The organism is Exiguobacterium chiriqhucha RW-2 (assembly GCF_000416965.1).
GTDB classification, from domain to species: Bacteria; Bacillota; Bacilli; order Exiguobacteriales; family Exiguobacteriaceae; genus Exiguobacterium; species Exiguobacterium chiriqhucha.
Genome location: NZ_ATCL01000014.1, coordinates 487,485 through 512,498, shown reverse-complemented (window position 1 = coordinate 512,498; position 25,014 = coordinate 487,485). Strand labels below are relative to the sequence as shown.

At 55.4% G+C, this 25,014-nt stretch carries 25 protein-coding genes; 10 read left to right on the top strand and 15 right to left on the bottom strand.

Annotation, left to right across the window (positions count from 1 at the left end):
• Positions 1 to 44 precede the first annotated feature (44 nt).
• The 7 genes from M467_RS0115915 to M467_RS22215 all read right to left on the bottom strand — a co-directional run bounded on the left by M467_RS0115915 (position 45) and on the right by M467_RS22215 (position 5,702).
• Positions 45 to 1,748, bottom strand: a complete 1,704-nt coding sequence (locus tag M467_RS0115915) for a methyl-accepting chemotaxis protein (RefSeq protein ID WP_021066379.1) — start codon at positions 1,746 to 1,748, stop codon at positions 45 to 47.
• A gap of 195 nt (positions 1,749 to 1,943) precedes the next feature.
• Positions 1,944 to 2,723: a CPBP family intramembrane glutamic endopeptidase gene (locus M467_RS22235; protein WP_021066378.1), complete on the bottom strand. Its 780-nt coding sequence runs from the start codon at positions 2,721 to 2,723 to the stop codon at positions 1,944 to 1,946.
• 130 nt (positions 2,724 to 2,853) lie between these two features.
• Positions 2,854 to 4,680 (bottom strand): methyl-accepting chemotaxis protein, encoded by a 1,827-nt coding sequence (locus tag M467_RS22230; protein WP_021066377.1) that lies wholly within the window; start codon positions 4,678 to 4,680, stop codon positions 2,854 to 2,856.
• Between the two features lie 119 nt (positions 4,681 to 4,799).
• Positions 4,800 to 5,012, bottom strand: coding sequence for a DUF2922 domain-containing protein (locus M467_RS22225; protein WP_021066376.1), 213 nt, complete (start codon positions 5,010 to 5,012; stop codon positions 4,800 to 4,802).
• A 29-nt stretch (positions 5,013 to 5,041) separates the two neighbouring features.
• Entirely contained in the window at positions 5,042 to 5,254 is a 213-nt protein-coding gene (locus tag M467_RS22220) for a hypothetical protein (RefSeq protein WP_021066375.1), read from the bottom strand.
• 26 nt (positions 5,255 to 5,280) lie between these two features.
• Entirely contained in the window at positions 5,281 to 5,421 is a 141-nt protein-coding gene (locus tag M467_RS31615) for a YvrJ family protein (protein WP_021066374.1), read from the bottom strand.
• Positions 5,422 to 5,489: 68 nt separating this feature from the next.
• The gene (locus M467_RS22215; protein ID WP_021066373.1) at positions 5,490 to 5,702 is read right to left on the bottom strand and encodes a hypothetical protein; all 213 of its coding nucleotides are present in this window, start codon (positions 5,700 to 5,702) and stop codon (positions 5,490 to 5,492) included.
• A 320-nt stretch (positions 5,703 to 6,022) separates the two neighbouring features.
• Between M467_RS22215 and M467_RS22210 the strand changes: the two genes are divergently transcribed.
• Complete coding sequence (locus M467_RS22210; RefSeq protein ID WP_021066372.1) at positions 6,023 to 6,463, top strand: MerR family transcriptional regulator; 441 nt, start codon at positions 6,023 to 6,025, stop codon at positions 6,461 to 6,463.
• 29 nt (positions 6,464 to 6,492) lie between these two features.
• Here the strand turns inward: M467_RS22210 and M467_RS22205 are convergent, their stop codons facing one another.
• The 4 genes from M467_RS22205 to M467_RS22190 all read right to left on the bottom strand — a co-directional run bounded on the left by M467_RS22205 (position 6,493) and on the right by M467_RS22190 (position 10,334).
• Positions 6,493 to 7,248, bottom strand: a complete 756-nt coding sequence (locus tag M467_RS22205; protein WP_021066371.1) for a Fic family protein — start codon at positions 7,246 to 7,248, stop codon at positions 6,493 to 6,495.
• 153 nt (positions 7,249 to 7,401) lie between these two features.
• Positions 7,402 to 7,746: a YxeA family protein gene (locus tag M467_RS22200; protein ID WP_021066370.1), complete on the bottom strand. Its 345-nt coding sequence runs from the start codon at positions 7,744 to 7,746 to the stop codon at positions 7,402 to 7,404.
• A 13-nt stretch (positions 7,747 to 7,759) separates the two neighbouring features.
• A complete protein-coding gene (locus M467_RS22195) occupies positions 7,760 to 9,589 on the bottom strand; it encodes an ABC transporter permease (RefSeq protein ID WP_021066369.1) in 1,830 nt (609 codons plus the stop codon).
• Entirely contained in the window at positions 9,576 to 10,334 is a 759-nt protein-coding gene (locus M467_RS22190) for an ABC transporter ATP-binding protein (protein ID WP_021066368.1), read from the bottom strand. Before M467_RS22190 ends, M467_RS22195 begins: the two co-directional genes overlap by 14 nt.
• Positions 10,335 to 10,441: 107 nt before the next feature.
• Between M467_RS22190 and M467_RS22185 the strand changes: the two genes are divergently transcribed.
• Together M467_RS22185 and M467_RS22180 are read left to right on the top strand one after the other, a co-directional pair.
• Positions 10,442 to 11,134 (top strand): response regulator transcription factor, encoded by a 693-nt coding sequence (locus tag M467_RS22185; RefSeq protein WP_021066367.1) that lies wholly within the window; start codon positions 10,442 to 10,444, stop codon positions 11,132 to 11,134.
• A gap of 13 nt (positions 11,135 to 11,147) precedes the next feature.
• The gene (locus M467_RS22180; RefSeq protein ID WP_021066366.1) at positions 11,148 to 12,521 is read left to right on the top strand and encodes a sensor histidine kinase; all 1,374 of its coding nucleotides are present in this window, start codon (positions 11,148 to 11,150) and stop codon (positions 12,519 to 12,521) included.
• Between the two features lie 13 nt (positions 12,522 to 12,534).
• Here the strand turns inward: M467_RS22180 and M467_RS22175 are convergent, their stop codons facing one another.
• Complete coding sequence (locus M467_RS22175; protein WP_021066365.1) at positions 12,535 to 14,388, bottom strand: sensor domain-containing phosphodiesterase; 1,854 nt, start codon at positions 14,386 to 14,388, stop codon at positions 12,535 to 12,537.
• 280 nt (positions 14,389 to 14,668) lie between these two features.
• Between M467_RS22175 and M467_RS22170 the strand changes: the two genes are divergently transcribed.
• Positions 14,669 to 16,267, top strand: a complete 1,599-nt coding sequence (locus M467_RS22170) for a C40 family peptidase (RefSeq protein ID WP_021066364.1) — start codon at positions 14,669 to 14,671, stop codon at positions 16,265 to 16,267.
• A gap of 115 nt (positions 16,268 to 16,382) precedes the next feature.
• A complete protein-coding gene (locus tag M467_RS22165; RefSeq protein ID WP_021066363.1) occupies positions 16,383 to 19,091 on the top strand; it encodes an EAL domain-containing protein in 2,709 nt (902 codons plus the stop codon).
• A gap of 30 nt (positions 19,092 to 19,121) precedes the next feature.
• Here the strand turns inward: M467_RS22165 and M467_RS22160 are convergent, their stop codons facing one another.
• Both M467_RS22160 and M467_RS22155 read right to left on the bottom strand, forming a co-directional pair.
• The gene (locus tag M467_RS22160; RefSeq protein ID WP_021066362.1) at positions 19,122 to 19,388 is read right to left on the bottom strand and encodes a hypothetical protein; all 267 of its coding nucleotides are present in this window, start codon (positions 19,386 to 19,388) and stop codon (positions 19,122 to 19,124) included.
• Positions 19,385 to 20,113, bottom strand: a complete 729-nt coding sequence (locus M467_RS22155; RefSeq protein WP_021066361.1) for a DUF3784 domain-containing protein — start codon at positions 20,111 to 20,113, stop codon at positions 19,385 to 19,387. The genes M467_RS22160 and M467_RS22155 overlap by 4 nt, the downstream gene beginning before the upstream one ends.
• A gap of 108 nt (positions 20,114 to 20,221) precedes the next feature.
• Between M467_RS22155 and M467_RS22150 the strand changes: the two genes are divergently transcribed.
• Positions 20,222 to 20,695 carry a DinB family protein gene (locus M467_RS22150; protein WP_021066360.1) on the top strand — a complete coding sequence of 158 codons (474 nt, stop codon included), beginning with the start codon at positions 20,222 to 20,224 and terminating at the stop codon, positions 20,693 to 20,695.
• Positions 20,696 to 20,729: 34 nt separating this feature from the next.
• On the opposite strand, the gene M467_RS22145 is transcribed toward M467_RS22150, so the two are convergent.
• Positions 20,730 to 21,971, bottom strand: coding sequence for a UDP-glucose dehydrogenase family protein (locus tag M467_RS22145; protein WP_021066359.1), 1,242 nt, complete (start codon positions 21,969 to 21,971; stop codon positions 20,730 to 20,732).
• Positions 21,972 to 22,097: 126 nt separating this feature from the next.
• On the opposite strand from M467_RS22145, the gene M467_RS22140 reads away from it, so the two are divergent.
• From M467_RS22140 to M467_RS22125, 4 genes are all read left to right on the top strand, one after another.
• A complete protein-coding gene (locus M467_RS22140; RefSeq protein ID WP_021066358.1) occupies positions 22,098 to 22,343 on the top strand; it encodes a hypothetical protein in 246 nt (81 codons plus the stop codon).
• A gap of 120 nt (positions 22,344 to 22,463) precedes the next feature.
• Entirely contained in the window at positions 22,464 to 23,723 is a 1,260-nt protein-coding gene (gene pgaC, locus M467_RS22135; protein ID WP_021066357.1) for a poly-beta-1,6-N-acetyl-D-glucosamine synthase, read from the top strand.
• Entirely contained in the window at positions 23,681 to 24,160 is a 480-nt protein-coding gene (locus M467_RS22130; protein WP_021066356.1) for a PgaD family protein, read from the top strand. Before pgaC ends, M467_RS22130 begins: the two co-directional genes overlap by 43 nt.
• Positions 24,160 to 25,011, top strand: a complete 852-nt coding sequence (locus tag M467_RS22125; RefSeq protein ID WP_021066355.1) for a polysaccharide deacetylase family protein — start codon at positions 24,160 to 24,162, stop codon at positions 25,009 to 25,011. The genes M467_RS22130 and M467_RS22125 overlap by 1 nt, the downstream gene beginning before the upstream one ends.
• Positions 25,012 to 25,014 lie beyond the last annotated feature (3 nt).

The window sequence follows — 25,014 nt, the reverse complement described above, 5'->3', positions numbered from 1 at the left end:
CACGCAAAAACCGTCCTCCCTTGAACAGGAAAGGACGGTTCATCTCATGTTTGGAAGCGCCCGATGAGCGTCTGCAAGTCACCGGTCATATTGCCGAGCGACTCGGCGACACCGTTCAATTCTTGAATCATCGCGAGCTGGGCGTCGGCCGTCTCGCCGACGCTGCGCATCGTCTCGGCCGTGCCTTCACTGTCACTCGCCATGTGAATCGCCGCTGTCGCGACTTGTTTCGTCGTTATCGCGATTTCGCTTGAAGCGACCCGAATCTGTTCCGTGTTCTCGACCGAGGCGTGCAACTGCCCGACGATTTGTTGGAAGGACGCCGTCGCTTCTCCGAGCAGCGCCGTGTTCGTCTCGACACGGCGGGCGCTGATGGCGTGACGCTCGAGCACCGCGTTCGACTGGGCTTGAATCGATTCGATTAAGCCGGCGATTTGGGACGCCGATTGTTTCGACTGTTCCGCAAGCTTCCGCACTTCTTCGGCGACGACGGCGAAGCCTTTTCCTTGCTCCCCGGCCCGGGCCGCTTCGATGGCCGCGTTCAAAGCGAGCAGGTTCGTCTGGTCGGTGATCGATTGGATGACCTCGGTAATGAGGGCGATCTCATCCGACTGTTGTTTCAACGCTGTGATCGATTGTCCGGTCGTGACCGTCTCCGATTCGAGGGCGAGCACTTCTTGTTTCGCTTGTTGAATCGTCTGTTCACCGCGTTCGGCGAGCTTCAGACTCGTCTGGACGTCTTGGCTGATCGTCCCGATTGATGTCGCGATTCGCTCGACGCCTTCATCGGCCGCTGCGACCGCTTGCCCACTCTTCGAGGCAGCCGCCGCCTGGTTGATCGTCTCGCCGACGACTTGTTCGATCATCCGCGTCGTCTCCTCTGTCTGCGAAGACATCTCTTCCGTGCTCGCGTACAGTTCTTCCGACTGGGCCGTAATCTCTTGGGCGTTCCGGCTCACTTCGTCGATGAGTTCGCGAAGGTTGCCTTTCATCTGGTTGAAACCAAGCATCAACTCACCGATTTCATCGCGCGTGAGCGCTTGCAGATCGGCGCGCGTCAAATCGCCGTCGGCGACGATGCCGACCTCGTCCGATAATTGACGGAGCGGTACCGTCACCATGCGCTGGAGCATATAACCGGCCCCGAGCGTGAGCAGCAAGATGAGGAGGGCAATCCCTGTCGAGTAAAGGAACGCCTGTCCGCCGAGCCGCTCGAGCTCCTGTTGTTTCTCGACGATCGTCGCTTCGGTCTCGGCTTGCAACCGTTCGCCCGTCTCCGAAATCGATGCCGTCACATCCGGCATAAGGCGGAGCGTCAATCGGTCGATGTTGTCCTGATCGTTATTATCTGCCGCGACGATGATTTCTTGCGCCAAATCATCATAGCCGGTCGCATAGGAGAGCATGCTCTCGAGTTCTTTCGTCTCGGCATCCGTCTTCGACAGCGCGAGCAATTGTTCAAGCGCCTCTTTCTTTTCTTTGGCGCCGCGTTCGATTTGGGCGCGTCGCTCGTCATCTTGGACGAGAATATATCCTCGTACGCCGTACGCTTGGCGCGTCATCCCGAGCGACAAGTCATCGGCCGCTTTCATCTTCATGACGTCATGGGAAATCATGTCTTCGTATTGACTCGTCATATTTTGCAGCGTCCATAGGTTATAGCCCATGCCGAGCGTGACGAACAGCAAAATCAATCCGATGCCGCTAAACAGTTTTTGTGTCAATGACAGTTGATTGAATCGTTTCATAATCTTTCGAGGAACGTGTCCTCTCCCACCTCTATCTCTCTTTTTTTGGAACTACATGGGTTTTATCGGATGTCGGAACCGGTTTTCCAATCTTCTCGCACATTTATTTGAACATTGACCTTATTTCCTAGTTTCCACTCCACATTTTTGCCACAAGAAAGACCGCATCATGGGACTGCGGTCTAGAAGATACGTTCATATTTTAGCTGACGTCAGGGACGTTGGTTTCAAATGAGACAAATCATGGCGTTTCAACAACACAAACTGGACGACAATCGCAATGATGACAAAGACTTGAGTGACCAATGTAGGAATCGTCAAATTGACAGCTAATACGTCGCCTGCGATGCTGCCAAAATCCCAGAGTGCATGAAAGATAATGAGCGGCCACAAATTATTTAACTTTAACGCAACGAGGGCGAAAAACAATCCGAATAAGAACGTGTTACCGAGCTGGAAAAGCATGGCCGCAGGTGGAATAAAAGCAATGAGATTGAGGAGATGGAATGACGAAAACAGAAGGGCACTGATCACAATCGCGCGATACGGGTGAACGTCCGGTTTCAACATGCGCAACAGCACACCACGGAACGTGACTTCTTCATTGAATCCAACAAACAATGTCGTCACGAAAATAATCGCCAACAGTTGAACGGTCGAACTCGATAATTGATTGAAACGCGACACGAACTCCATCACAATCAAACCAAATTGATAGAGAACAACAAGGAAGACGGGAACGAGCCATACGAGGCCGCGTACCTTCAATGTTGAGAATCCGACACGCGCGAACGATCCTTTACTGCGAATCCAAAAGACAATGAAAACAGCCGTCAACACTTCACCGAAAATAGCGATTCGCAACAGTTCCGGATTTCCATAATAAATCTGGAACCCGAACGCCGAAACGGCCATCACGACACCCATCACCATAAACACGACCGCTGCTAAGATGATCGAGTTATTTCGAGACATGTCTTGTTCCTCCCTAATCGAAAAGGCCAAAACGATTTCACACTATGTATATATATACCTCGCTCAATCGAAATCAATCGTCAACCTAAAACAGCTGGCACATCCAAAGATGGCCAGCCGCTTAATCGATTCAATTTAATTTAAACTGTGACACGCGATTCGATAGTTCGACCGCACGTTGTTCGGTCTCCTGCATCCGTGCCTGCACGTCGTTGAACCGCTCGACGGAAAGCTGGACTTTCTCCGAAATCGATTGGGTCCCGTCCGCCCCTTCGGTCACCGTCGTCGCGACTTCTTGGATGACGTGGAGGATACTGTCGGTCATATGACGGAGTTGGAGCGCGTTCGTCTCGAACGTCTCTGCCGTTTGTCCGAACACGGTCGCATCCGCTTCATATTGTGTGGCCGACTCCTCGAGCCGGTCGTAATCGGCGAGCACTTTCGTGTCGAGGAACGTCAGCATATCGGCCGAACTCGTGTTGAGCCGGGCGACCGAATCGATGACCGTGTGCGACACCGCTTGAATCTCGTTCACCGTCTGCCGCGAGTTCTCGGCGAGCTTACGAATCTCTGAGGCGACGACGGCGAAACCGCGACCGGCATCTCCGGCCCGAGCCGCCTCAATCGATGCGTTCAAGGCGAGCAAGTTCGTCTGATCGGCGATGGTCAAGATGGCGCTCGTCAAGACACGGATCTGTTCGACCGACTGCGCCCCTTTGATCGCCTCGTCGAGTTCGATGCGTTTCTGCTCGATGATGGCGTTCGCTTCCGTCTTCGATGCAACGGCTTGTTCACGCATGGCGTGAGCGCGACGTTCGACGTCGCCCGCTGTCGTCGCGCTGTCGTTCGACAAGTCGACGATGGAATCGATGGAACTGCCCATCTCGGTCGTCGACGCACTCATCTCTTGCGAGGACGCGGCCGTTTCTTCCATACCGGCCGTCAATTCCTCGACCGTGCCTGACGTCTCTTCCATGTAACGGCTCAGTTCAATGACTTCCGCTGCCACTTCTTTTGACGAGACGAGGACGACTTTTGCCGTCTTGTCGACGTCAATCATGATGTCGCGTAGCGTCGCGAGGAACGTGTTGAACGAGCGGCTCACTTGCGCGATTTCGTCGTTCGATGTGACCGGGATGGCCATCGTCAAGTCGCCGCCTTGTGAGGCCAACTCGTCAAACTTCTCTTGGAGCACCCGCATCGGTTTGATGATGGAACGCAATAAGCTCAGTCCGAGGAACAACAGGAGTACGACCGCACCGATCGTCACCGCGAGTAGTGCGATGAGCGACTGTTGAAACTCACGTTCCATGTCGGCGCCGACACGTTGTGAACCTTCCGAGTTGTAGTCGACGAGCTCAGTCAGGCGTTGCGTGAAGTTATCGTATGTCGATTGGGACTGGGCATCGTAATACGAGCGAGCCATACCGTTGTTGCCGGACGTGCTGAAAATCAGCATGTTATCCGACACGCGTTGATACATCTCCCACTGCTTACTGAAGTTGGCGAACAACTCCTTGTCCGTCTCACCCGTCGCCGTCTGTTCATATTTAGGGGCAATCTCATTGATGCGTGTCCGAATCTCTTTCATCGCGGTCATCAATTCTTCTTTTGCGGCCGCGTCATCCGTCACGATGTGTTCGAGCTCGAGCGCACGATAGTTCGCCGCGAGCGTGTTCAACTCATGGGCGTAGTCGAGCCCTTTGTTCCAGTTGTTGACGACGTCATCGCCTTGACGGTTCGCATCGGCGAGCGACAAGAGCGAGTAGCCACCGACACCTGCGACCATGAGGAGCGCGAGAATGACGAGTCCCCACAGCTTTTGACGGATGGTCAGGTTCGTGCCGGTCACTCGTTTTCCTTCACGCGTGCTTGGCTTTCGTCGTTTCGGTTTCCATTGAAAGCGCCGGACGTTTAACCGGTTCCGTAACGCTGTCCACTTCTGTTTCACTGACATATGTATATTCCCCTCTCGCATGCAACGTTTCTTCCTATATCGTCTTGACGTTGAGGAATCTAAAGGAGATTGACCAAAATAAAAAAAGATGACTGAACAATCAGTCATCTTCCAAATCATTATTGAACATTCAACACGGTCTGCGTGCCTTCAATCATCTTGATTTCGGTCCATTTGACGACGCTCTTGCCGAGCGGGTCGTTGGCGACCATGAAGTCGGCGAGCGCTTGCACTTTCAACGCGTCGACCGGCTGTTTCACGTTATTCAAACGGAAGCGCGATACTTTATTGAACATGTCCAAAAATGCGATTTCTACTTTAGTCTCAGTCATGGGTTAGTCCTCCTTGGATGTGGGTGTGATTAGACGACGTCGTATTCGCGAACGACCGACACGGTGAAATCTTCTTGCTCGGTCAAGTCGAGCATGAGGTGACCGAACGCCTCGGCATTGTCAGCCGTGAGCGCCGCCCGGATCGGACCGAAGCGCTGCGTTTTCTTCGTCGGTTTCAAGCTGTTCAAATCGTGGTGCGTCGTCAAGACGAGTGTGGCTTTCTTTTCAGTCAATACGGCCATGGGGGATGGCTCCTTTCGGGGATGGATTACAATTCAGATGGATAGGTCGAGTCGAGACGTTCGAGCAGTTGAATCATGCGCTCAAGGCGCGTCTCGATCCGGTGGAGCAGATAGAGCGAGACGACGATCGGGAAGCCGAGGTTCGAGATGAGTTCGGGCCAGCTCATGGGCCCACCCGCTCATCGGACAAGGCTCCGGCGGGACGCTTCGGTACACGCATCAGGGGTTCCTCCAATTAGAACGTCACGTGGAATTCACGCGACACGACGTATGCGGCGGATTCGACCGCGAGAAGCGGAATCAACAGATCACCGAACTGCTTGATCTCCTCGGTCTCCATCCGCGCACCGAGTGGACCGAACCGGACGAACTGACGCTTTTCCTTGCCGTCAACGAGCCGCTTCGTGTCGAGATAAAAGACGCTTGCGTATTCTCGATACACTGCCATATGTCTCACCTCCTTCGCCCCTATTAACCGAAGTTGGTGAATGTTTGCTCATATTTCCTCGTAACCTTTTCGTAACGACTATAGACCTATTCTGAATGAAGACGCATTCATCGGTCGAAATCGGCTTTATTCCTTGAATTCTCATACCAATTAGGGTATCTTAATAGACGTCAATCGAATTTCGAAAACACGCCTAAAGTCCCACGAATTCATTTCCCCACTTTGAAAAAACTGGCAGTTAATTGCTTAGAAATGGGTTACTATACGTAGGAGGGCATTTTCGAAATGACCAGTTTGACTTGAAGAAGGAGATACTCTAGATGAACAGCTTAGACTTCGCACTCAACACTTCTATTCCTTCCGCTCAACTCGACTTCGACCACACCGACCTGACGTTTTATGCGACTGACTGGGATGCTTATCGCCCGGAAAACGCGAAGCCGTTCCTGTACAACGAACGCCCATTGACCGTCTATCCACTCAAAGAACTGAGCCGTGCGTTTCATGTTGCCGGGATTCCCCGTAGCCAGCAACAGCTGATCAAATGGGAAACCGACGGCGTCTTGCCACCGACCCCGTTCACGATGGGACGCAAGCGCTTCTATACGGAAAATCAGATTCGGACAATCGTCGACATCGCATTGGAATGCGGACTACGGCCCCGGACACACGTCAAAAAGACGAACTTCTCCGAGCTAGCCCATAAAGAATTGGCGTACATACTCCAACTGGAATTGAAAACCGAACTCCCGCTTGGATAAGCGGACATGAGACAGCCCTTCCTGAATCGTCAGGAAGGGCTGTTTTTGGATGGATGAGGGGCAATCGCGCTCAAGTATAAATCTAGTGATGTTTCGACCTCGGTCGCGACAAGGGCGATAAAGTCGTCGTACATTCCTGTCGTATGCGCTCGATCTAACGCATTGTAATAACTCAGGCGATTTTCGACTTTGATGACGATTGGCGGATAACCGGACTTCATCAACTCTAAATTGAGCAACAACCGAGATGTACGACCATTTCCATCAATGAACGGGTGAATTCCCACAAACTTAGCATGCAATAAAGAACCCCGTTCAACTGGATGCATCGTATCCGTCTCAGTTTCATACCAACGCATCAGCTGCCCCATTTGATCTTGAATGAGATACGGGGGCGGCGGTGTATGGACCGCCCCCGCAATAAACACTTGCTGATCCCGATAGACGCCTGCATACGAATCGTCAATGCCTTTCAAGACGAGACGGTGCAAATTTTTAATTTGCCACTCCGTCAGCGGCTCTTCACGTCGGACAATCTCTTCGACGTAGGAAATAGCATCTTGATGGTTAATCACTTCTAGATGTTCTCGCATCGTCTTCCCGCCAACCGTTATACCTTCCAGCACCACTTTTGTCTCGTTGATTGTCAACGTATTTCCTTCAATGGCATTCGAGTTGTATGTCCATTCTAAAAAGAGTTTTGCTCTCAAACTTTGAAGCGTATACGTCGGCAGCGGTCGGTTTTGATCCAGTTGCTCTTTTTTCATCTTCAGTTGCTCAAACATATAACCCGCTTCCTTTCTCTCAAGTGTTCGTGATTTCATTATACGCTTGTTTTCCTGAGCAAGTCGATTTCGATGGAACGCCTTACTTCGTGACATATGCGAAAAAGCACGATACATCATTCCCACACATGTGTGATACATCGTGCTTTATTTTCATAACTTCTCCCGTGCCGCCTCGGGGACGTCCGCGACCGACACTTCGTCGTACGACGTGACCTCATCCTTGTTTTTGACGTACAACTTCAAGTACGCCCCGCTCCGAAGCTCTTTCGCCGCCGTGAACGTGACCGTTTGCGGATCCCCGTCCTTCGTCAGCCCCTCAGTCGAATAGATGTAGCGGCGGACGACGTCACCCGAATCGAGCGTCGTCTCTTCCACTTCTGTGACCTCCCCGACCTGCACGTAGACATGATCCTTCCCGAGCCGTTGCCAATCGATATTGATGAGACCGATGACAACAATGACGAGCGCGATGCTCGCAATGATTCCTTTTTTCATCATTCTCTCTCCTTCATAAAATTTGTTTCGTGAACCGACGTACGGTCAGCACGTAGTAGAGCGCATAGATCGCGCTGTACAAAGCCATCCAGACGAGCACCGGCACCGTGAAATTCATTCCGAGCAACCGCGAGAATGCGACGAGCGCGACCGAGGCGTGCACGATGCCGAGCGAGAATGGCGCTAGGAACACGACAGCGATCTGTTGGCGAATCGTTCGTTTCACGTCCCGTTTCGAGATGCCGACTTTTCGGAGCACCGCGTATTTGGCCCGGTCCTCTTCCGCTTCAGTCATCGTCTTGAAATAGATGATGCTGCCGGTGGCGACGAGGAAGACGAGTCCGAGGAAGCTGCCGACGAACAACAGTGCGCCGTGCACGGCCATCGCTTCGCTATATAAGGCCGTCGCGCTCGAGAAATTCGCCTCAATCGACAACGACTCCGACAAGGCGGTTTGTTCTTTATAATCGGCGACGGAGACGGCCTGATACGTCGTCGCCGGTTCCGACAGTGCCGTGAACACGTCGTCCGGTGTCACAAGGAGCAAGCCGCCGAACGTCATGACGTTGAGCGGTGTCTCGTCGTAGCGAGAAGCGACTTCATGTGTCACACCATCGAGCTCGACCTCGGTCACATTTTCTGAGAATCGTTCGTCATAGAACGGATCGATCAAATACACCTGATTTTGTGTCAGTGCCGGTGGTGTATCCCAGCCCAGATCGGTCGCGACGGCTCGGAACGTCGACTCATCGATGACGCCATATTCGCGTTCCCCCATCTCCCCAGCGACCCGAACCGTCTTCTCGAGAACGGTCGTCTGATGAAGCACATCGGCATCGATATCACGCGCCTCACCTTGCCAGGCGAACGTGTACGGTGCGTACGATGTGACTTGTTGCTCGGCGTAATAATAAACGCTGAAAATGGCGCCGCCTGCCGTGATCGCCGTCGCACTGATGATGCTGATGAGCGTGAGCGTCTTGGCGTTACCACGGATTCGGTATAACAACTGTGACGTCGTCAACAAGTTGAGCCGGCGCCATGACCAGCGCTCATTCGCTTTCAGGCGGCCGAGGATGAAGATGAGGACACTATGGAACAACAGACCCGACCCGACGATCGTGAGCCCGATGATGAGGAGCGGCATCGCCGCCGTGAGATATCCCCAGAGCGGTGATGTCGCCAAGTCTTGCAAGGCGAGCCAATAGGCCGCGCCGAGGACGAACACTCCAAGGAGCGCCATGAACGGGCTCGCTTCCGGGACGTCCTCACCTTTCTTATCAGCATGGAACAGTTCAATCAGCTTGAAGCGATAGATGACCCGATAGCCTTGGAACGACGTGAACAAGAAGATGGCCACGAACACGAGCGTCGTCTCGATGAGGGCCGATGTCGCGACCGTGAAGCCGATCGACAAGTCGCTGTTCATCAAGCGGAGCAACAGCTGTAACAGCGCATTCGAGCCGAGCAAACCGAGGCCGATCCCGACGAGAAGCGACACCGCGCCGATGACGAGGTTCTCGAACAACAAAAGTGTCCCGATTTGTTTCTTGCGTACCCCGAGGAGCGAATAGAGCCCGACCTCGCGTTTACGTCCTTTCAAAAAGAAGGCGTTCGAGTAGGCGATGAACAAAGCGACGAAGACGAGCAGAATGAACGTCGATGCGCTCATTAAGCTGCGGATTTGTCCTGACGTCTCGGCCATGCCGCTAATCTCATCGCTATGTTTGAGCGTCGCGAACGTGAAATAGATGATGATTGAGAAGATGGTCGTCCCGACGTAGAGCGCATAACGCGACAAGTTGCGGGCGACGTTCTTCTTCGCTAAATCAAACAGCGTCATCAGACGCACCGCCCTTCAGCTCGTCGAGGATCGTCTGATAGAAGGCGTCGCGCGATGTCGTCCCGCGAATCAGTTCTTTCGACAATCGTCCGTCCTGAATGTAGAGCACCCGACGGCAAAAACTCGCGGCGTAGGCATCGTGCGTCACCATCATGATCGTCGTCTCGGCCTCGTTCAACCCGGCGAGCGTCTGGAGCAGATCCGTCGCCGACTTTGAGTCGAGCGCCCCCGTCGGTTCGTCGGCAAAGATGAGCTTCGGATTGGAGATGAGCGCGCGGCACACCGCCGTTCGTTGCTTCTGTCCACCCGAGATTTGGTACGGGTATTGGTCGAGGATCGCCGTGATCCCGAACCGATGTGCGAGCGCTTCGACGCGTGACCGTGTCTCGTCGATCGGCGTCTTCGTGACGGCGAGCGGGAGCAGGATGTTCTCCCGGACCGTGAGCGAGTCGAGCAGGTTATAGTCTTGGAAAATGAAGCCGAGATGGTCGCGTCGGAAGTCCGAAAGCGCCTCTTCTTCGAGCTTGGCGATATTCTCTCCGTCGACGAAGATGTCCCCGTCTGTCGGTGTGTCGATTGTGGCGAGCACGTTCAACAGCGTCGACTTCCCGGCTCCCGACGGCCCCATGATTCCGACGAACTCGCCGTGGTCGATTGTGAACGACACGCCATCGAGCGCGTTAAAGGCATGGCCTCCGGTCGTGTATGTCTTTTGGATAGCATCAACTTGTAGTAATGGATTCATTATGAGCACCTCTTTCTATCCATTACGATACAGGCCGTACCTTAACTGAAAATCACGCGTACCTTACAAAAAGCTTAAGTGTTATGCTTGAACGAGAGGTGATGATCATGGAACAACCACGTATCTTAATCGTCGATGACGAGAGAGACTTATGTACGCTCATCCAAAAAGCGTTAGAGAAAGAAGGCTTTCGCGAGATTCGGACGGCCCATACGATTCGAGACGGACTCGCAACGTTCACCGCGTTCGCGCCCCATCTCGCCATCCTCGACGTCATGTTGCCGGACGGCGAAGGCTACGAGCTGTGCCGGCAAATCCGGAACACGTCGAACATCCCGATTCTATTTCTGTCGGCCAAGTCCGACGAGGTCGACAAGATTCTCGGTCTCGCCATCGGCGGCGACGACTATATCACGAAGCCGTTCAGCCCGAAAGAAGTCGCCTTCCGCGTCAAGGCGCAGCTTCGCCGCGTGTCGCTCTATGACGCACCCGAGCTCCCGAATGACACGATTGTCGGCCCGTTCCGGTTGAACGCGGACGGCACTGAAGTGGATCGCGACGGGGTCCGCCTCGAGCTGACGGCCAAAGAAGTCGGCCTGCTCGCCTGCTTCATGCGCAACCCGAACCGGATTCTCAGCAAAGAGACGCTGTTCACCCAAGTGTGGGGCGAAGATTTCTATGGGGCCGACAACACCGTCATGGTACACATGCGCCGTCTCCGTGAAAAAATCGAACCGAATCCGTCCCAACCGACCTACATCAAGACGGTCAAAGGGCTCGGCTACAAGTTCGAGGCATAGGGGGCGGTCACACGTGAAATGGAAACTGACCGGTAACTATTTGGTGTCGATTCTGGCCATCGTCGCCATCGTCGTCATCTTGAACGTCGTCATTCTCGTAGCTCTCCTCGTCAATCAGCGGACCGGCATCGATGACGTCGAAAGCAACTCAGGTGAGACGTTCACGCGCACGTTCAATCAATATATGACGCTCGAGGACGGTGAACCGGTCGTCAGTCCGGACGGAGTCCGAGCACTCGAGGCGAACAACGCCTTCCTGCAAGTGCTCGATGCGTCGGGCCGTGTCGTCAGTGACATCGATGCGCCGGCGACGGCACCGGACGCGTACTCACCGATCGAGTTGATTCAGATCTACAAATATAAGGACGACGACCTTGTCCTCTACTTCATCGGGGAGTTCGAGGACTATAGCTATCTCGTCGGCTTCCCCGAGGCGACCGAGGGCCGCATCGTCACGATGTTCGACCCCCAGTCCGTGCTCGCCTACGTCTCAAAGGCCGGACTCATCCTGCTCATCGTCGACCTTGCTGTCGCCGCGCTGATCGGTCTCGCCTTCAGCTCGATTTTGACGAAGCCAGTCTATCGATTGACCGAACGGATCGCCCAGCTGAAGGCGCGTGACTTCTCAACCGTCGAACCGAAACGGCCCGGCATGTATCGGCCCGTCTTCGCCAACTTGAACGACGTGTCCGAGACGCTGACGACGTACGAGTCGGAACGCGAAGAGCTCGAACTGCGCCGGAAAGAATGGATGAGCAACGTCTCGCACGACTTGAAGACGCCGCTCGCCTCGATCCAAGGCTACGCCGAGCTGCTCGACGACCAAGAGCTGACTGATTCCGAACGGCGCCAATACGCCGAGGTCATCGAGCGACAGGCGTTGTATATGAAGGAATTGATCGATGATTTCAATTTGACGATGCGGCTCCAGCACGGCGATTTCCCGCTCGAGACGGTCGAGACCGGGCTCGAAAGATTCGTCCGCGAGCTCGTCATCGACGTGTTGAACGACGCCCGGTTCTCCGAGCGGGACATCACGTTCACGAGCACGAACGCCGAGACGCGCCCCATCGACCGGCACTTCATGAAGCGGGCCCTTCTCAACTTCTTGTATAACGCCCTGCTCCATAACGATGAGACGGTCGCCGTCCATGTGTCCGTCGCGCATGACGTGATCACGATTCAAGACGACGGCATCGGCATCGATGCAAGTGAACTGCCGTACATTTTCGAACGCTACTACCGGGGCACGAACACGACCGACGCGCTCGGTAGCGGACTCGGTATGGCCATTTCCCGGGACATCATCAAAGCGCACGGCGGCACCGTCACGGTGACGAGTGCGCGCGGGTCCGGGACGACGATTCGCATCGAGTTACCGGCATAACAAAAGGATTCGCTCAGCGGAGCGAATCCTTTTTCGTCGTGTCATAGTCCTCAATCCACGTCTCGAGCTCATCAATCGGTAGCGGACGCGAGAACAAGTAGCCTTGCATCTCGTCGCAGCCGAGCGAACGGAGTGTGTCGCGCTGGTCCGTCGTTTCGATCCCTTCACACACCGTCTTCAAGCCGAGCCCGCGGGCGAGCTCGATAATCGACTGGACGATAACGTTCCCGGTCGGATCGTTGTCCGTCACTTGGATGAACTGCCGGTCGATTTTAATCTCATGAATCGGATAGTGCTTCAAGTAGACGAACGCCGAGAAGCCGGTCCCGAAGTCATCGATCGAGATCGAGAAGCCTTGTTCCCGGAACGCGACGAACCGCTCGATGACGTGCTGCTGATTCTCCATCCCGACGCTCTCGGTGATCTCGAACGTCAAGTAGTTCGGGCAGACGCCCATCTCCTTGACGATATGGCCCAACTTTTCGACGACCCCGTCCGATAGGAAATGACGGGCCGACAAGTTCAAGGCGAGCTGATACATCCGGCCCGCGTCGTGCCACGTCTTCAGTTGGCGACATGCCGCCTCGAGCGCCCACTCTTCGAGTGCGATGATGACACCGGTCGATTCGGCGAGCGGGATGAAGTCGAGCGGCGGAATCAATCCTTGTTTGGGATGGATCCAGCGCATCAGCCCTTCAAATCCTTTTAACTTGCCAGTCGCCGCTTCAATCTTCGGTTGGTAATAGAGCGTGAACTCGTTCAAGGCGAGCCCTTTCCGCAAATTCATCTCGAGCGTCAGACGGGCCGTCGCCTTCTCGCCCATTTCTTCCTCGTAGAAGGCGATCCCCCCGCGCTGCACGTGGCGATCATTGGCCGTGATTCGGGTCGTGTCCATCATCTCGAGCGTCGAGCGTGACTTGTCCTCGATCGAGATGAAGGCGCTCATCGTCAAGACGACGTCGAGTTCCCCGACCGCGAACGGCTCGCTCGTCACTGTCTCACAAATCAAATCGGCGAGCGCCTTTACTTTGATGCGGTCGCCGTAAGGCGTCCACAGTAGAAATCCAGATTGAGAGACGCGCGCCAAGAGCGACGCATCGACGACTTGTTGGAGGCGTTCCGACAGTTCGATGACGATGTCGTCCGCGCGCTGGATGCCGATGGCCGTCTCGACGGAACGGAACTCGTCCGCCCGGAGATAAATCAATGAGCCGAGCTGGTGCGGTGCCTGTTCGCGGAGCGCGTCCACCCGCTCGATGAACCCGTTCAAGTTCATGAGCCCGGTCTGTTCATCCGTATAGGCGAGCTTCGTGATGTGTTCATCGATCTCGCGGCGGTCGAGCCGGAGATAGAGGATGGCTATAAAGTCGGACAGCGTGCTGACGATCAGCTCCTCGATGAACGTCCATTGCCGCGGCGCGAACGTCTCACAACAGATGACCCCTTTCGCCCGATTGTTCGCATAGATTGGGGCGTCGAGCATCGAATAAATTCGTTGCCCTTCCACGAAGTGCTGCTGGTATAAGTCCTTCACCCACTCGTGGGTCCGGACGTCTTCGAACGGGAGCACCCGGTTCGTCCGCAACGCGTCGAAATAGACAGGTGCGTCCCCACGCATGACCGTCAACACCGGTTCGCTCGGTCCCGTCTCTTTCGAATAGGCGACTTGGCAACTGATCGAGGCATACGTCTCGTCGAAATGCCAAATCGAGACCGTGTCGACGTCGAGCATATCGGAGACGACCTCACACATGTATAAGAGCGCTTGCCGTACCGCAGCCTCCGTCACTTCTGGCATTCGGACGAGTTCGAACAGTTTCTCTTGATGTTTGCGATATGATTGTGTTGAAAAGTTCCCCTCGTTCATAAGTCCCCTACTCTCATTCAAACGTTTTGAATTCATGATAGCACGAAAAGAACTATGGATAGGTTTCCAAAATTCAACAGAAAGTCAATTTTCGATTCCCCTGTTTCTTTATTACTGTTGCCTCATACGCGTCCAAAAATATTGACCTCATTTTTAACGGAATCGGCTGATTGAGCCATTTCCACCATTGCTTGCCGTTTGTGTAAACCCTACAATAAACATGTATTGCTTTACCTGTCGATAATTGTCAAAAGCACTCATTAGAGAAGGAAGTGACCCCATGTCCCCTAAGTCCGGCCTCATGTACTCATTCGCAGCCATCGCCGCCGTAAGCATCATCGCCCAGGCCGACGAAGCCGCAGCAGCCAGTTCACACGTCGTCCGTGCCGGTGACACGCTCTGGTCGATCAGCCAACAGCACAACGTGTCACTCGCTAATTTAAAAGCTTTCAACAACTTGAATTCAGACCGTCTCGCCATCGGGCAGACGCTTAAATTGAACGGGAACGCCCCGACCACGGTGAAACCTGCTGCCACATCAGGCACGGGTACTGTCACGACGGCCGCGTTGAACATGCGTCTCGCCGCAGGCACGTGGCACGACGTACTCGTCACGATCCCGAAAGGCCAAGCACTCACGCCGATCCAAACGAGCGGTGCCTGGACGAAAGTCAGCTATGGCGGGAAGACCGGTTGGGTACATAACGGGTATTTGACGGCCTCATCTGTCAAACCAGCTACACCGACTCCAATCAAACCTGCTGCCCCAGCACCATCAAGCGACGCCACCGTCACGACGGCCGACTTGAATATGCGCGTCGCCGCAGGCACGTGGCACGACGTACTCGTCACGATTCCGAAAGGCCAAGCGCTCAAACCGATTCAAACGAGCGGTGCCTGGACAAAAGTCAGCTACGGTGGGAAGACCGGTTGGGTACATAACGGGTACTTGACGAACTCGTCCGTCAAACCGACTACACCGAGCACGCCGACAAAACCGGCCGCTCCACAAGAACAGAGCATCAACCAGTCGTACGTCACGACGGCCAACTTGAACGTCCGTCAAGGCCCCGGTATCGGCTACGCCCTCGTCACGAGCATCCCGAACGGCACGACCGTCAAAGCGACGAAGCAGAGCGGCACGTGGGTATACGTCACGTATAACGGCAAGAGCGGTTACGTCAGCACCGGTTACTTGAAACAGACGACGACAGCACCGAGTGCGCCGGTCACACCGAACGCCGGAGACGGCGGTGCAGGCAACGCTTCGTTCGACTATGTCGTGAATACACCATCGCTCAACGTCCGCACGTCGGCCTCGACGAACTCGGCCATCATCGGTCGCGTCACGGCCGGACAGACGCTCCGAATCGTCCAGACGTCGAACGGTTGGCATCAAATCTATATCGGGAACACGACCGGTTTCGTTTCGGCGTCTTACGTCAAAGCGGTGCCGAAAGGCTCTGCGGTAAGTCCTGCTCCAGGCACGTCCGAGGCAGGAATCGCCGCCATCGCCGTCGCTAAGAAATACGTCGGCACCCCATACATCTGGGCATCCTCGAACCCGGCCAACGGTGGGTTTGACTGCTCTGGACTCATCTATTATGCCTTCAACCAGGCAGGCTACAGCGTCCCACGCACGAACGTCGCCACGTACTGGTCCGGGTCTTATTTCGGAACACAGCTCAGCAAGACGTTCGTCCCAAAAGCGGGCGACCTTGTCTTCTTCGAGAACACGTACACGGCCGGCCCGTCACACATGGGGATCATGATTAACGCGGACACGTTCATCCACGCCGGGACGTACGGACTCGGCTATAACACGATCAGTAAAGAGCCATACTGGAAATCACGCGTCATCGGTTACAAGCGACCGTGACCTTCGGCGCATTGAAAGACCCGACCTTTGTCGGGTTTTTTTTCGTGGGGCAGGATTTCCCTCGAAAGACTCGAACACGAGAGATAGAATGGGAAGAGAAAGAAGGAGGTGTCCGATGGGAAGCAATCGATTCGCTAAAATTCCGTACCGGATTTACACGATGGCCCTCGCCGTCGCTTGTCTCATCGGCGTATTGTTGTTCGGGCTCGGTCTGAGCTATTACTGGAAAGAAAAACACGTCGCCGTCGACGAGACGGTGCGCGACTTGAACCACGCCTCCGACTTGGCCGGCGTCGAGTCGTATCTCGTCTTGCATCACGCGGCCAAGCTCTACGAGACGAACTCAGAGCAACCGACGGCGTTACTGTCGGCCCCGTACCGTGAACGGGCGCTCCAATACAATCTTCAACTGCTCGACGACTTCGAGACCGGGGTCGACGAGCGCGAACGGGAGGCGTTGCTTCGCTTCTCGGAAGAACTTGAAGATACGTTGAACGAGGATGGCTCGAGCCGCTTCCAAGCCGTGCCGTTCGACGTCATCGAGTCGATCAACCGGCGCTGGCTCTATCAAGGGCTCGAACGGACCGCCCAAGAGAACACGGCCTATGAATTGACCGATGCCATCATGCGCATGCAGATGGCGTTCGTCGAAGGTGTCACGAACCTGCTCGCCGAGACACCGGATCAAGACCAGCTCGAGTTCGAGGTCTCGACAATTGCGAACGAGGCCCGTCTGATTGAGGACATCGTCGCGACCGACCCATCTCTCGGGACGAAATCGGTCGACGACTTGATTGAGAGCGCGCTCGCCCTCGGTCGGGTGACGGCTGCCAATTCGACGCTCGAGGCCCGTTACGTCAACGGGACGAGCTTCTATGAGGATTCGCACACCGCGCTACAAGCGGTACGCTCGGCGGCTGACGACACGCTCATGACCGAGCGTGACCGTTACGGCACACTCGCCATCGCCGTCCTGCTCATCACGCTCCTCTTGTCAGGTGCGCTCTTGTTCGCCCTATGCTCCACACGCAAGATGTACGCCCACGACTTGAGCCATTTGAAGGCACGCGCCCTCGCCATCGACCCGAGCACGGAACCGGTCGAGGATTCGTTCCCACCGAGCCACGACTTCCGTGGCATCGAGGACGAGCTCCGCGAGATCGCCGCCAGTGTCCATTCGACGGTACACACGCTCGAGACGAAATCGAACGACCTGCTCCGGTATCACGAGCGCTGGTCGTCCTTGTTCTCCGAGACAGGACTCGCCATCGCCTTGATCGACGACACGTACAACTTCATCGAACGAAACGATGTGTTCCGCCAGTTCTTCGGCGAACGGAACCTGTATGAGATCAACCAGTTGTTCACCGACACGGGCCGCCGTCTGTTGCGCGAGGCGCTCGCCGGGGTGACGGAGAACGGTACGAGCGCGCAGTTCATCCTGCATTTGAAAGGTGAACACGTCCGCTTCTTGAACGTCAAAATTATCCCGCTCAAGCGCGGCGAGACGCTCACGTATTACCTCATCCTCGAAGATGAGACCGAGCGCGTCGAACGCGAGCGCAAAGTCGACCGGCTCGTCCGATTCGACCTCGCCACCGAGCTCTACAACGAGTACGGCTTCCTGCGGGCGTGGGAGAAACAGGACATCGACGGGACGTTCCTCTTGATTAAATTGAACGACTTCCATCACCTCGTTGACTGGTACGATCCGACGTACGCCGACCTACTCATGACCGAGTTCGCCCGTCACGTCGAGGACCGGCTCGAGAAGTACGCGCACCACTTGTTCGGCCGTTACCGGGACGACACGCTCATGCTGTATGTGAAAGGGCTTCGCAACGTCGACGAGACCGAATTGTTGGAGCTGTTCCCGACCGAGCTATTGATTAACCAGAAACGCCAGACCGTCCACCTTCAAATCGGGGCGACGCATACGACGCCGAGCTTTAACGATTGTCTATTCGAGGCGACGAAGGCGTTGCAACACGCCAAAGAGACGCGGACCCCGTTCGTCTGGTACGACGCGAGCATCCTCGCCCAGCTTCAATGGGCCGCCTTGATTGAACAGGCGCTCCCGGAGGCAATCGAGCAAGGACATATCACCGTCGCCTATCAGCCGCAAGTCGAGCTGAAGACGGGCCGGGTCGTCGGGGCCGAGGCGCTCGCCCGCTGGCAGCACCCGGACATCGGCAACGTACCACCGAACGAGTTCATCCGCATCGCCGAACGCTCGGACCAGATTCTCTGGCTGTCGCACTCGATTCTCGATTTGGTCGTCGAGCAGCTCGCCGCCTGGCGCGACACGCCGTTCGCCGATATCTCGTTGTCGTATAACTTGTCGGCCCATTCGGTCGACCCGTCCATCGTCACCAAGCTGCGCGACTTGATCGCGACGTATCCATGGCTGCCCGACCGGTTGAAAATCGAACTGACCGAGTCGGCGGACATCATGTCGCACACGAACGAGCTCGAGCGGCTCGAAGACATCTCGGACCTCGGCTATTGCCTCTCGATTGACGACTTCGGGACCGGCTACGCCTCGTTCGAAGCGATTTGGCACTTGCCGATTCAAGAAGTGAAGATCGACCGCATGTACGTCAGCGGCAAAGCGAAGGACAGCACGTCATTCCTCCGCGCCGTCTCTCGCTTTGCGAGTGAACAGAAATTGACCTCGCTCGCCGAGGGCATCGAGACGAAACAGGACCTCGAGCGGATTATCGCGGAAGGTGTCGAACTCGGACAAGGTTATTATTACGCCCCGGCCCTTGACGCGACCACGTTCGAGGCCTGGGTGAACGACAAAAGAGGGCACCTCGCCTGAGCGAGCGCCCCTCCTACCGGTTGACACATGTCAGCCGGTTTTTCGTTTGATGAGATTGAGCACGAGCTTCAGTGCGATCAACAGTCCGATGACCGGCAAGATGATCGGCAGCGACCCGCGCGGCAACAGCCCGAACACGATGAACGCCGTCATCCCGATGGCGAAGAACAGTTTGATACCCCGCTCGTGGCCGTCGAACTGATCCCAGCGCCAGACGAGGAGTAGCAAGGTCAGCGGTGCGAACAAGAACGTCAAGAAAAAGAACGGCATGTGCCGTGTATACCAAGGTTGCGTCATTTCTGTCGTACCTCCTCATATAACGCTTCTGTCGCCTCGTGCGACTCGACGTTCAGATAAATCGGTTTGCCGCTCCAGTCGATCCGGACGACCACGTCGATGTCCCGATCGATGAAGACGAGCACGTCCTCCCCGTTCGTCGTCCGGAAGTGTCCGGTCAGGCGTGAGCCGACGGCGGCACCGTTCGTGCGACGGGCGAGGCTCGGCTCATACGTCAACGTCACGGCTTCCATCTCGTCATATGGCACCGTCTCGCCGTAACCGCCCTCGATGATGAGCGCCGAATCGGTGAGCGTCACCTCGGTCGGCTGACTGAACCAGAACAAGAGGCCCCCGACAAAGCCCAAGATGAGCGTCAAGACGAGGATGAGCGGGATGAGTTTCTTCTTGCCTCCAGGACGAAGCTTACCGTTCTCATCAAAAATATTCCCGTCATACTTTTGGGCGCGCCAAAGCGTCACGACAACGAGAGCGACGATGAGCAGAAACAACGGCTCGAGCGGAATGTCGAGACCCGACACGTCAATGGCGACGATGACGAGAAAGATGGTTGCGATGCCGTAACACATGAAACCGATTAACCGCGCCACCGCCTTGATATTGACGCGCGCCTTGTCTTCGCGCTTCATCGTGTTATATCCCGAGATGAGGAAATGCCATCCCAAGCGATGGACGGCGAATCCGAGCAAGAATAGAATGAGTGCTGCAATCACGAGTCCCCACATAGAGGTGTCCCCCTTTCTTCTATAGTCTACGTGAAAACGAGACCGAACGTTTCAAAATCGTGAATCTGCGTCGTATACTCAGGGTAGAACGTTCCAAGGAGGAATTCGATGTATCGCACGAAAGCAGATTTTCTACAAGATTGGACCAAATCATCGACCGGCACGCTCGACGTGCTCCGCGTCGTCACGGACGAGGCGCTCGGACAGGAAATCGTCCCGGGCCACAACTCGCTCGGCTGGATCGGTTGGCACGTGACGACCGCGCTCGGCTATTTCACGAACTTGCTCGGCTTCCGTTTATCGGCGCTGAAGAGTTTGACGCAACCGGCTGACGCGTCAGCCATCGCCGACCAGTATGCGCGCTATGCCGACGAGATTAGCCAGGCGGCCGAACAGTTCTCGGACGAATACCTACTCGAAGAAGTCGACGTCCACGGTGCGAAACAGCCGCGTGGCGCCGTCTTGCGCATGATGATCGACCATCAGACGCATCACCGCGGCCAGATGACGGTGCTCCTCCGTCAGGCGGGACTCACGGTCCCGGGCGTCATGGGACCGACGAAAGAACAGATGAAGGCGTGAAAAAAAGCGAGGCCCCGTGGGGTCTCGCTTTTCGTCACATCGATGACGGTGTATTCTCCTTGTTTTGCATCCGACCGACCCCTTCGTACTGGACGGTACCCGGGTCGCGTGCATACTTCCAAGCGTTGCGCGCATCGATCAAGCGCTTCGTCCGCATCCCGTCGAACGCTTCCGGTTTCAACGCGACGAGCTCGTCCCATTCCGTGACGAGGATGGCGATGTCCGCTCCCTCGAGCGCAGCTTCGACCGTCTCCGCTTGGGGGAAGTCCCACTTGGCGAGCGGGTCGTAACCGATGACTTCGACTCCACGTATCTCCAACAGTTGAGCGAGCGTCATTGAAGGCGCGTCGCGCATGTCGTCCGTCCCCGGTTTGAAGGCGAGGCCAAGCAAGGCGACTTTGAGATCGCTCTTCGGTTCGACTTTCGAGGCGACGTACTCCATCTGGGCGTCGTTCGCGTGCATGGCCGCTCGGATGACCGGTAAGTCGACCTCGTTCTCGTTCGCCACGTTCAAGAGCGCGTGCATGTCTTTCGGGAAGCACGAGCCCCCGTAGCCGAGTCCGGCGTTCAAGAATGAACGTCCGATGCGCGGGTCGAGTCCCATCCCGTCGGCGATCGTCGTGATGTCCGCTCCCGCCTTGTCGGCGAGACGCGCCAAGTCGTTGATGAAACTGATTTTTGTCGCGAGGAACGCGTTCGAGGCGTATTTGATGAACTCGGCGTCATTCGGTGATGTACAGACGATCGGCACCCCGAGGCGTCCATAGATACCGGCAAGTTCCTCACACATCTCGAGGTTGTCACTGCCGATGACGACGCGGTGCGGTTTCAACACGTCGGCGAGGGCGCGCCCCTCTTGAAGGAATTCCGGCACGACGGCGAACGTGTGGGCCGGATACATGACCGACAGCATGTCGGTCGTCCCCGGCGGCACCGTGCTGCGGATGATGATTTTATGTTTCGACTCGACCTCGGACAAGGCCGCGTCGACGAACGTCAAGTCACAGCTTCCGTCTTGCTTGCTCGGCGTCCCGACGGCGAGGACGAGGTAGTCGACCGTTTCTGTATCGGCAATCGAGTCCGTGAATGTGATTGAACCGTGATGATCGCGTAACACGTCTGCCATGCCCGGTTCGTGGAACGGGACGTCCCCGTTCATGAGACGGAGCAGTCTCGGTTGGTCTTTCTCGACACCGATGACCTCATGCCCCGCTTTTGCTAGTCCACACAGGGTGGCCAGCCCGACATAGCCAAGGCCGATGATTCCAAATTTCACGATAGTTCCTCCTTCAATAGTCTTCTATTAACAGTACCGAAAAGCGGCGTGCAAGGGAAGGCTCTAACACTCTCTGAATATTCTCTGCTATAATGAGTCAAAATGAGGCTAGAAAGGAATAACCGCATGGGATTGCTCGCTTTCTTTTTGATTACGCTCTTCGTGTTCTACTGGTTTCCTATTCGAGGTGGACTCAAGACTTTCCTGCTGATTCTCATCATGATCAGCGGATGGCTCTCGATTTTCGAACTCGTCTCCATCATCGAAGCCCGCCCTTGGGTTGCGGCCCCTGTCCTCGCGCTGATCGGTTTGTTCGTTTGGAAATGGCGCAAAGACAGACGGACGAAACTGAACAAGCACCCAGACATTTGACACACGTCGAATGTCTTTTTTTATTAAATGTATATTTCACCCAATTAATATGAAATAATAATTCTATATCAACTAGTATCTTACATACCATATCTTATTGAATAATAAGGGGAGACAATTATGAATTTTTACGGGCTCGACATCGCACCTTGGATCGAACCACTGGCCCAATTCGTGTTTTGGTATCCGTTCTTCATGGCGCTGTTTTGGATTTCAGGCGCTCTCTTATTCAGCTTGACGCGGGAGAAAGAGGAAGAACTCGATTTGAACGAGCGGGAATGGCCGCTCATCAGTATCTTGATTCCTTGTTATAACGAAGAAGAGACGATTGCCGAGACGATCGAATACTTGGACCGTCTCACCTATCCGAATTTTGAGATTATCGCCGTCAACGATGGCAGCCGTGACAAGACCGGCGACATTCTCGTCGGGCTCGCCGACGAGTACGAGCGTCTGCGTGTCATCGACTGTCATGAGAACCGAGGCAAGGCGAACGCCTTACATATGGCCGCCCACGCCGCCCGCTCCGAGTATTTGCTCTGCGTCGACTCGGACGCGTTCTTGAGCGAGGAGGCCCCGTATTACCTCGTCCGTCATTTCTTGAATCGCGGTGAGCGCGTCGGTGCCGTCACCGGCAACCCGCGTATCCGTAACCGCGACACGCTCCTCAGCCGGATGCAGCTCGTCGAATACTCGTCGATTATCGGCTCCATCAAACGGACGCAACGAGTCATGGGTAAAATCATGACCGTTTCCGGCGTCATCGTCATGTTCCGCAAGAAAGCGTTGCTGTCGGTCGGTCTTTGGGACCGCGACATGATCACCGAGGACATCGCCGTCTCGTGGAAACTCCAGAAGAATTTCTGGGACATACGTTATGAGCCACGTGCCCTCTGCTGGATGCTCGTCCCCGAGTCGATCTCTGGCATTTGGAAACAGCGCGTGCGCTGGTCGCAAGGCGGACAGGAAGTCGTCTTGCGTCACTTCGACATCTTCAAAGACTGGCGCCAGCGCCGGATTTGGCCCGTCTATATCGAACAGGTCGTCAGCGTCCTCTGGGCGTATGCATGGCTCATCGTCACGGTGTATCTGTTCGCGACGGCCGACACGTGGCAGGACATGTTGATTTGGTTCACGTACAACTCGTTCGCGCTCGTCCTCGTCAGTCACGTCCAGCTGATCATCTCGCTCTGGAACGACGCCCGTTACGATAAAGTGTTCAAATATTACGTCTGGGCCGCTTGGTATCCGGTCATCTACTGGATGCTCAACACGTTCGTCGTCATCGCGGCGACACCGAAAGCGATTAGAGCCCGTGTGAAAGGAGGCTATGCGACATGGAGTTCACCAGACCGGGGGGCACGGAGAAGCAGCCTGTAAGTAAGTTATATGATTACGAGCAAGAGATTCTCGTCAAGACGAAACAGAACGTGTTCCGCAAAGGGATTGAGCTGTTGCTCACGGTCGTGTTCTGGCTGTATACGTTCATCGTCACGTGGTTCTTCTTGAGCGCCGTCGTCGACGTGAACGACCGCTATATCGCCATCCTCAAGACCGCCTTGAACGTGACGAACGCCGACATCCGCGAGTTGCTCTATTTCGGGCTCGTCTCGTCGTTCGTCGCCGCCCTGTTGCTCTTCCTGTGGCGGACGTACAACAAGCGGAAGTACGGCCCGCTCAACCGCCGGCAGATGCCGACGGACACGACGCTCGACGATTGGCTCAAACTCGACTTGATGGAGCCGGAAGATATCGAGCGACTTCAATCCGAGAAGGTGATTGTGTTTAAAGAAAATCCGGTGAAAGAGTTGAAATGATGCGCTACGCAAAATGGCTCATGGTACTACTCATTATTGGGGGTATCGCTTGGAAAGTATACGATGTGTCCTCGACGACAAACGAGGACGTGCCCGATGCGGCACTCCTCCCGACCGAGGACGTCTGTCTCGGTCTCAACTATCACCGCGTCAAACAGCCGGATACGTGGAACAAGCTCGTCGAGAACGTGACCGGCTCGTCCGAACTTGTCCGCTACAACGTCTACGCCGACAAGTTCGAGCAGCAGATGACGTGGCTCCAAGAAGCAGGCGTCCACTTCGCGACGCAGGCCGACTTGCTCGGCTATCGCTCCGGTGATCCGATTCCGGACAAATGCGTGTGGATCTCATTCGATGACGTCGACCATACCGTCTATGAGAACGCGTTCCCGATTTTGAAAGACAAGCAGATCCCGTTCACGCTGTTCATCATCACCGGTCATGTCGGCGAGGCGTTCCAAAACTTGGACCTCGCCCCGTGGACCGAATTGAAAGACATGCAGGCGAGCGGACTCGCCGACTTCGGGACGCATACGCATGACATGCATTACGTCAAAGACGGAGGCGCCGTCTTCTTGCCGGAAGACATGCAAGATGAGCTCCGACAAGATTTGGAGACGAGTGTCGCCGCCATCGAAAAGAATCTCGGGACGCGCGTCACGACAATTGCCTATCCGTTCGGCAACACGAGCGACGCTGTGACCGAGACGGTGCAAGACCTCGGCTTCGAACAAGCGTTCATCTTGAGCCCGAATCCGATCACGCCGGACAACGACCCGTTCTATTCGAACCGGTACTTGCTCGATGCCGAACTGTTCGAGCTGTTCGTCAAACCGTATTTCGAGAATTGATGA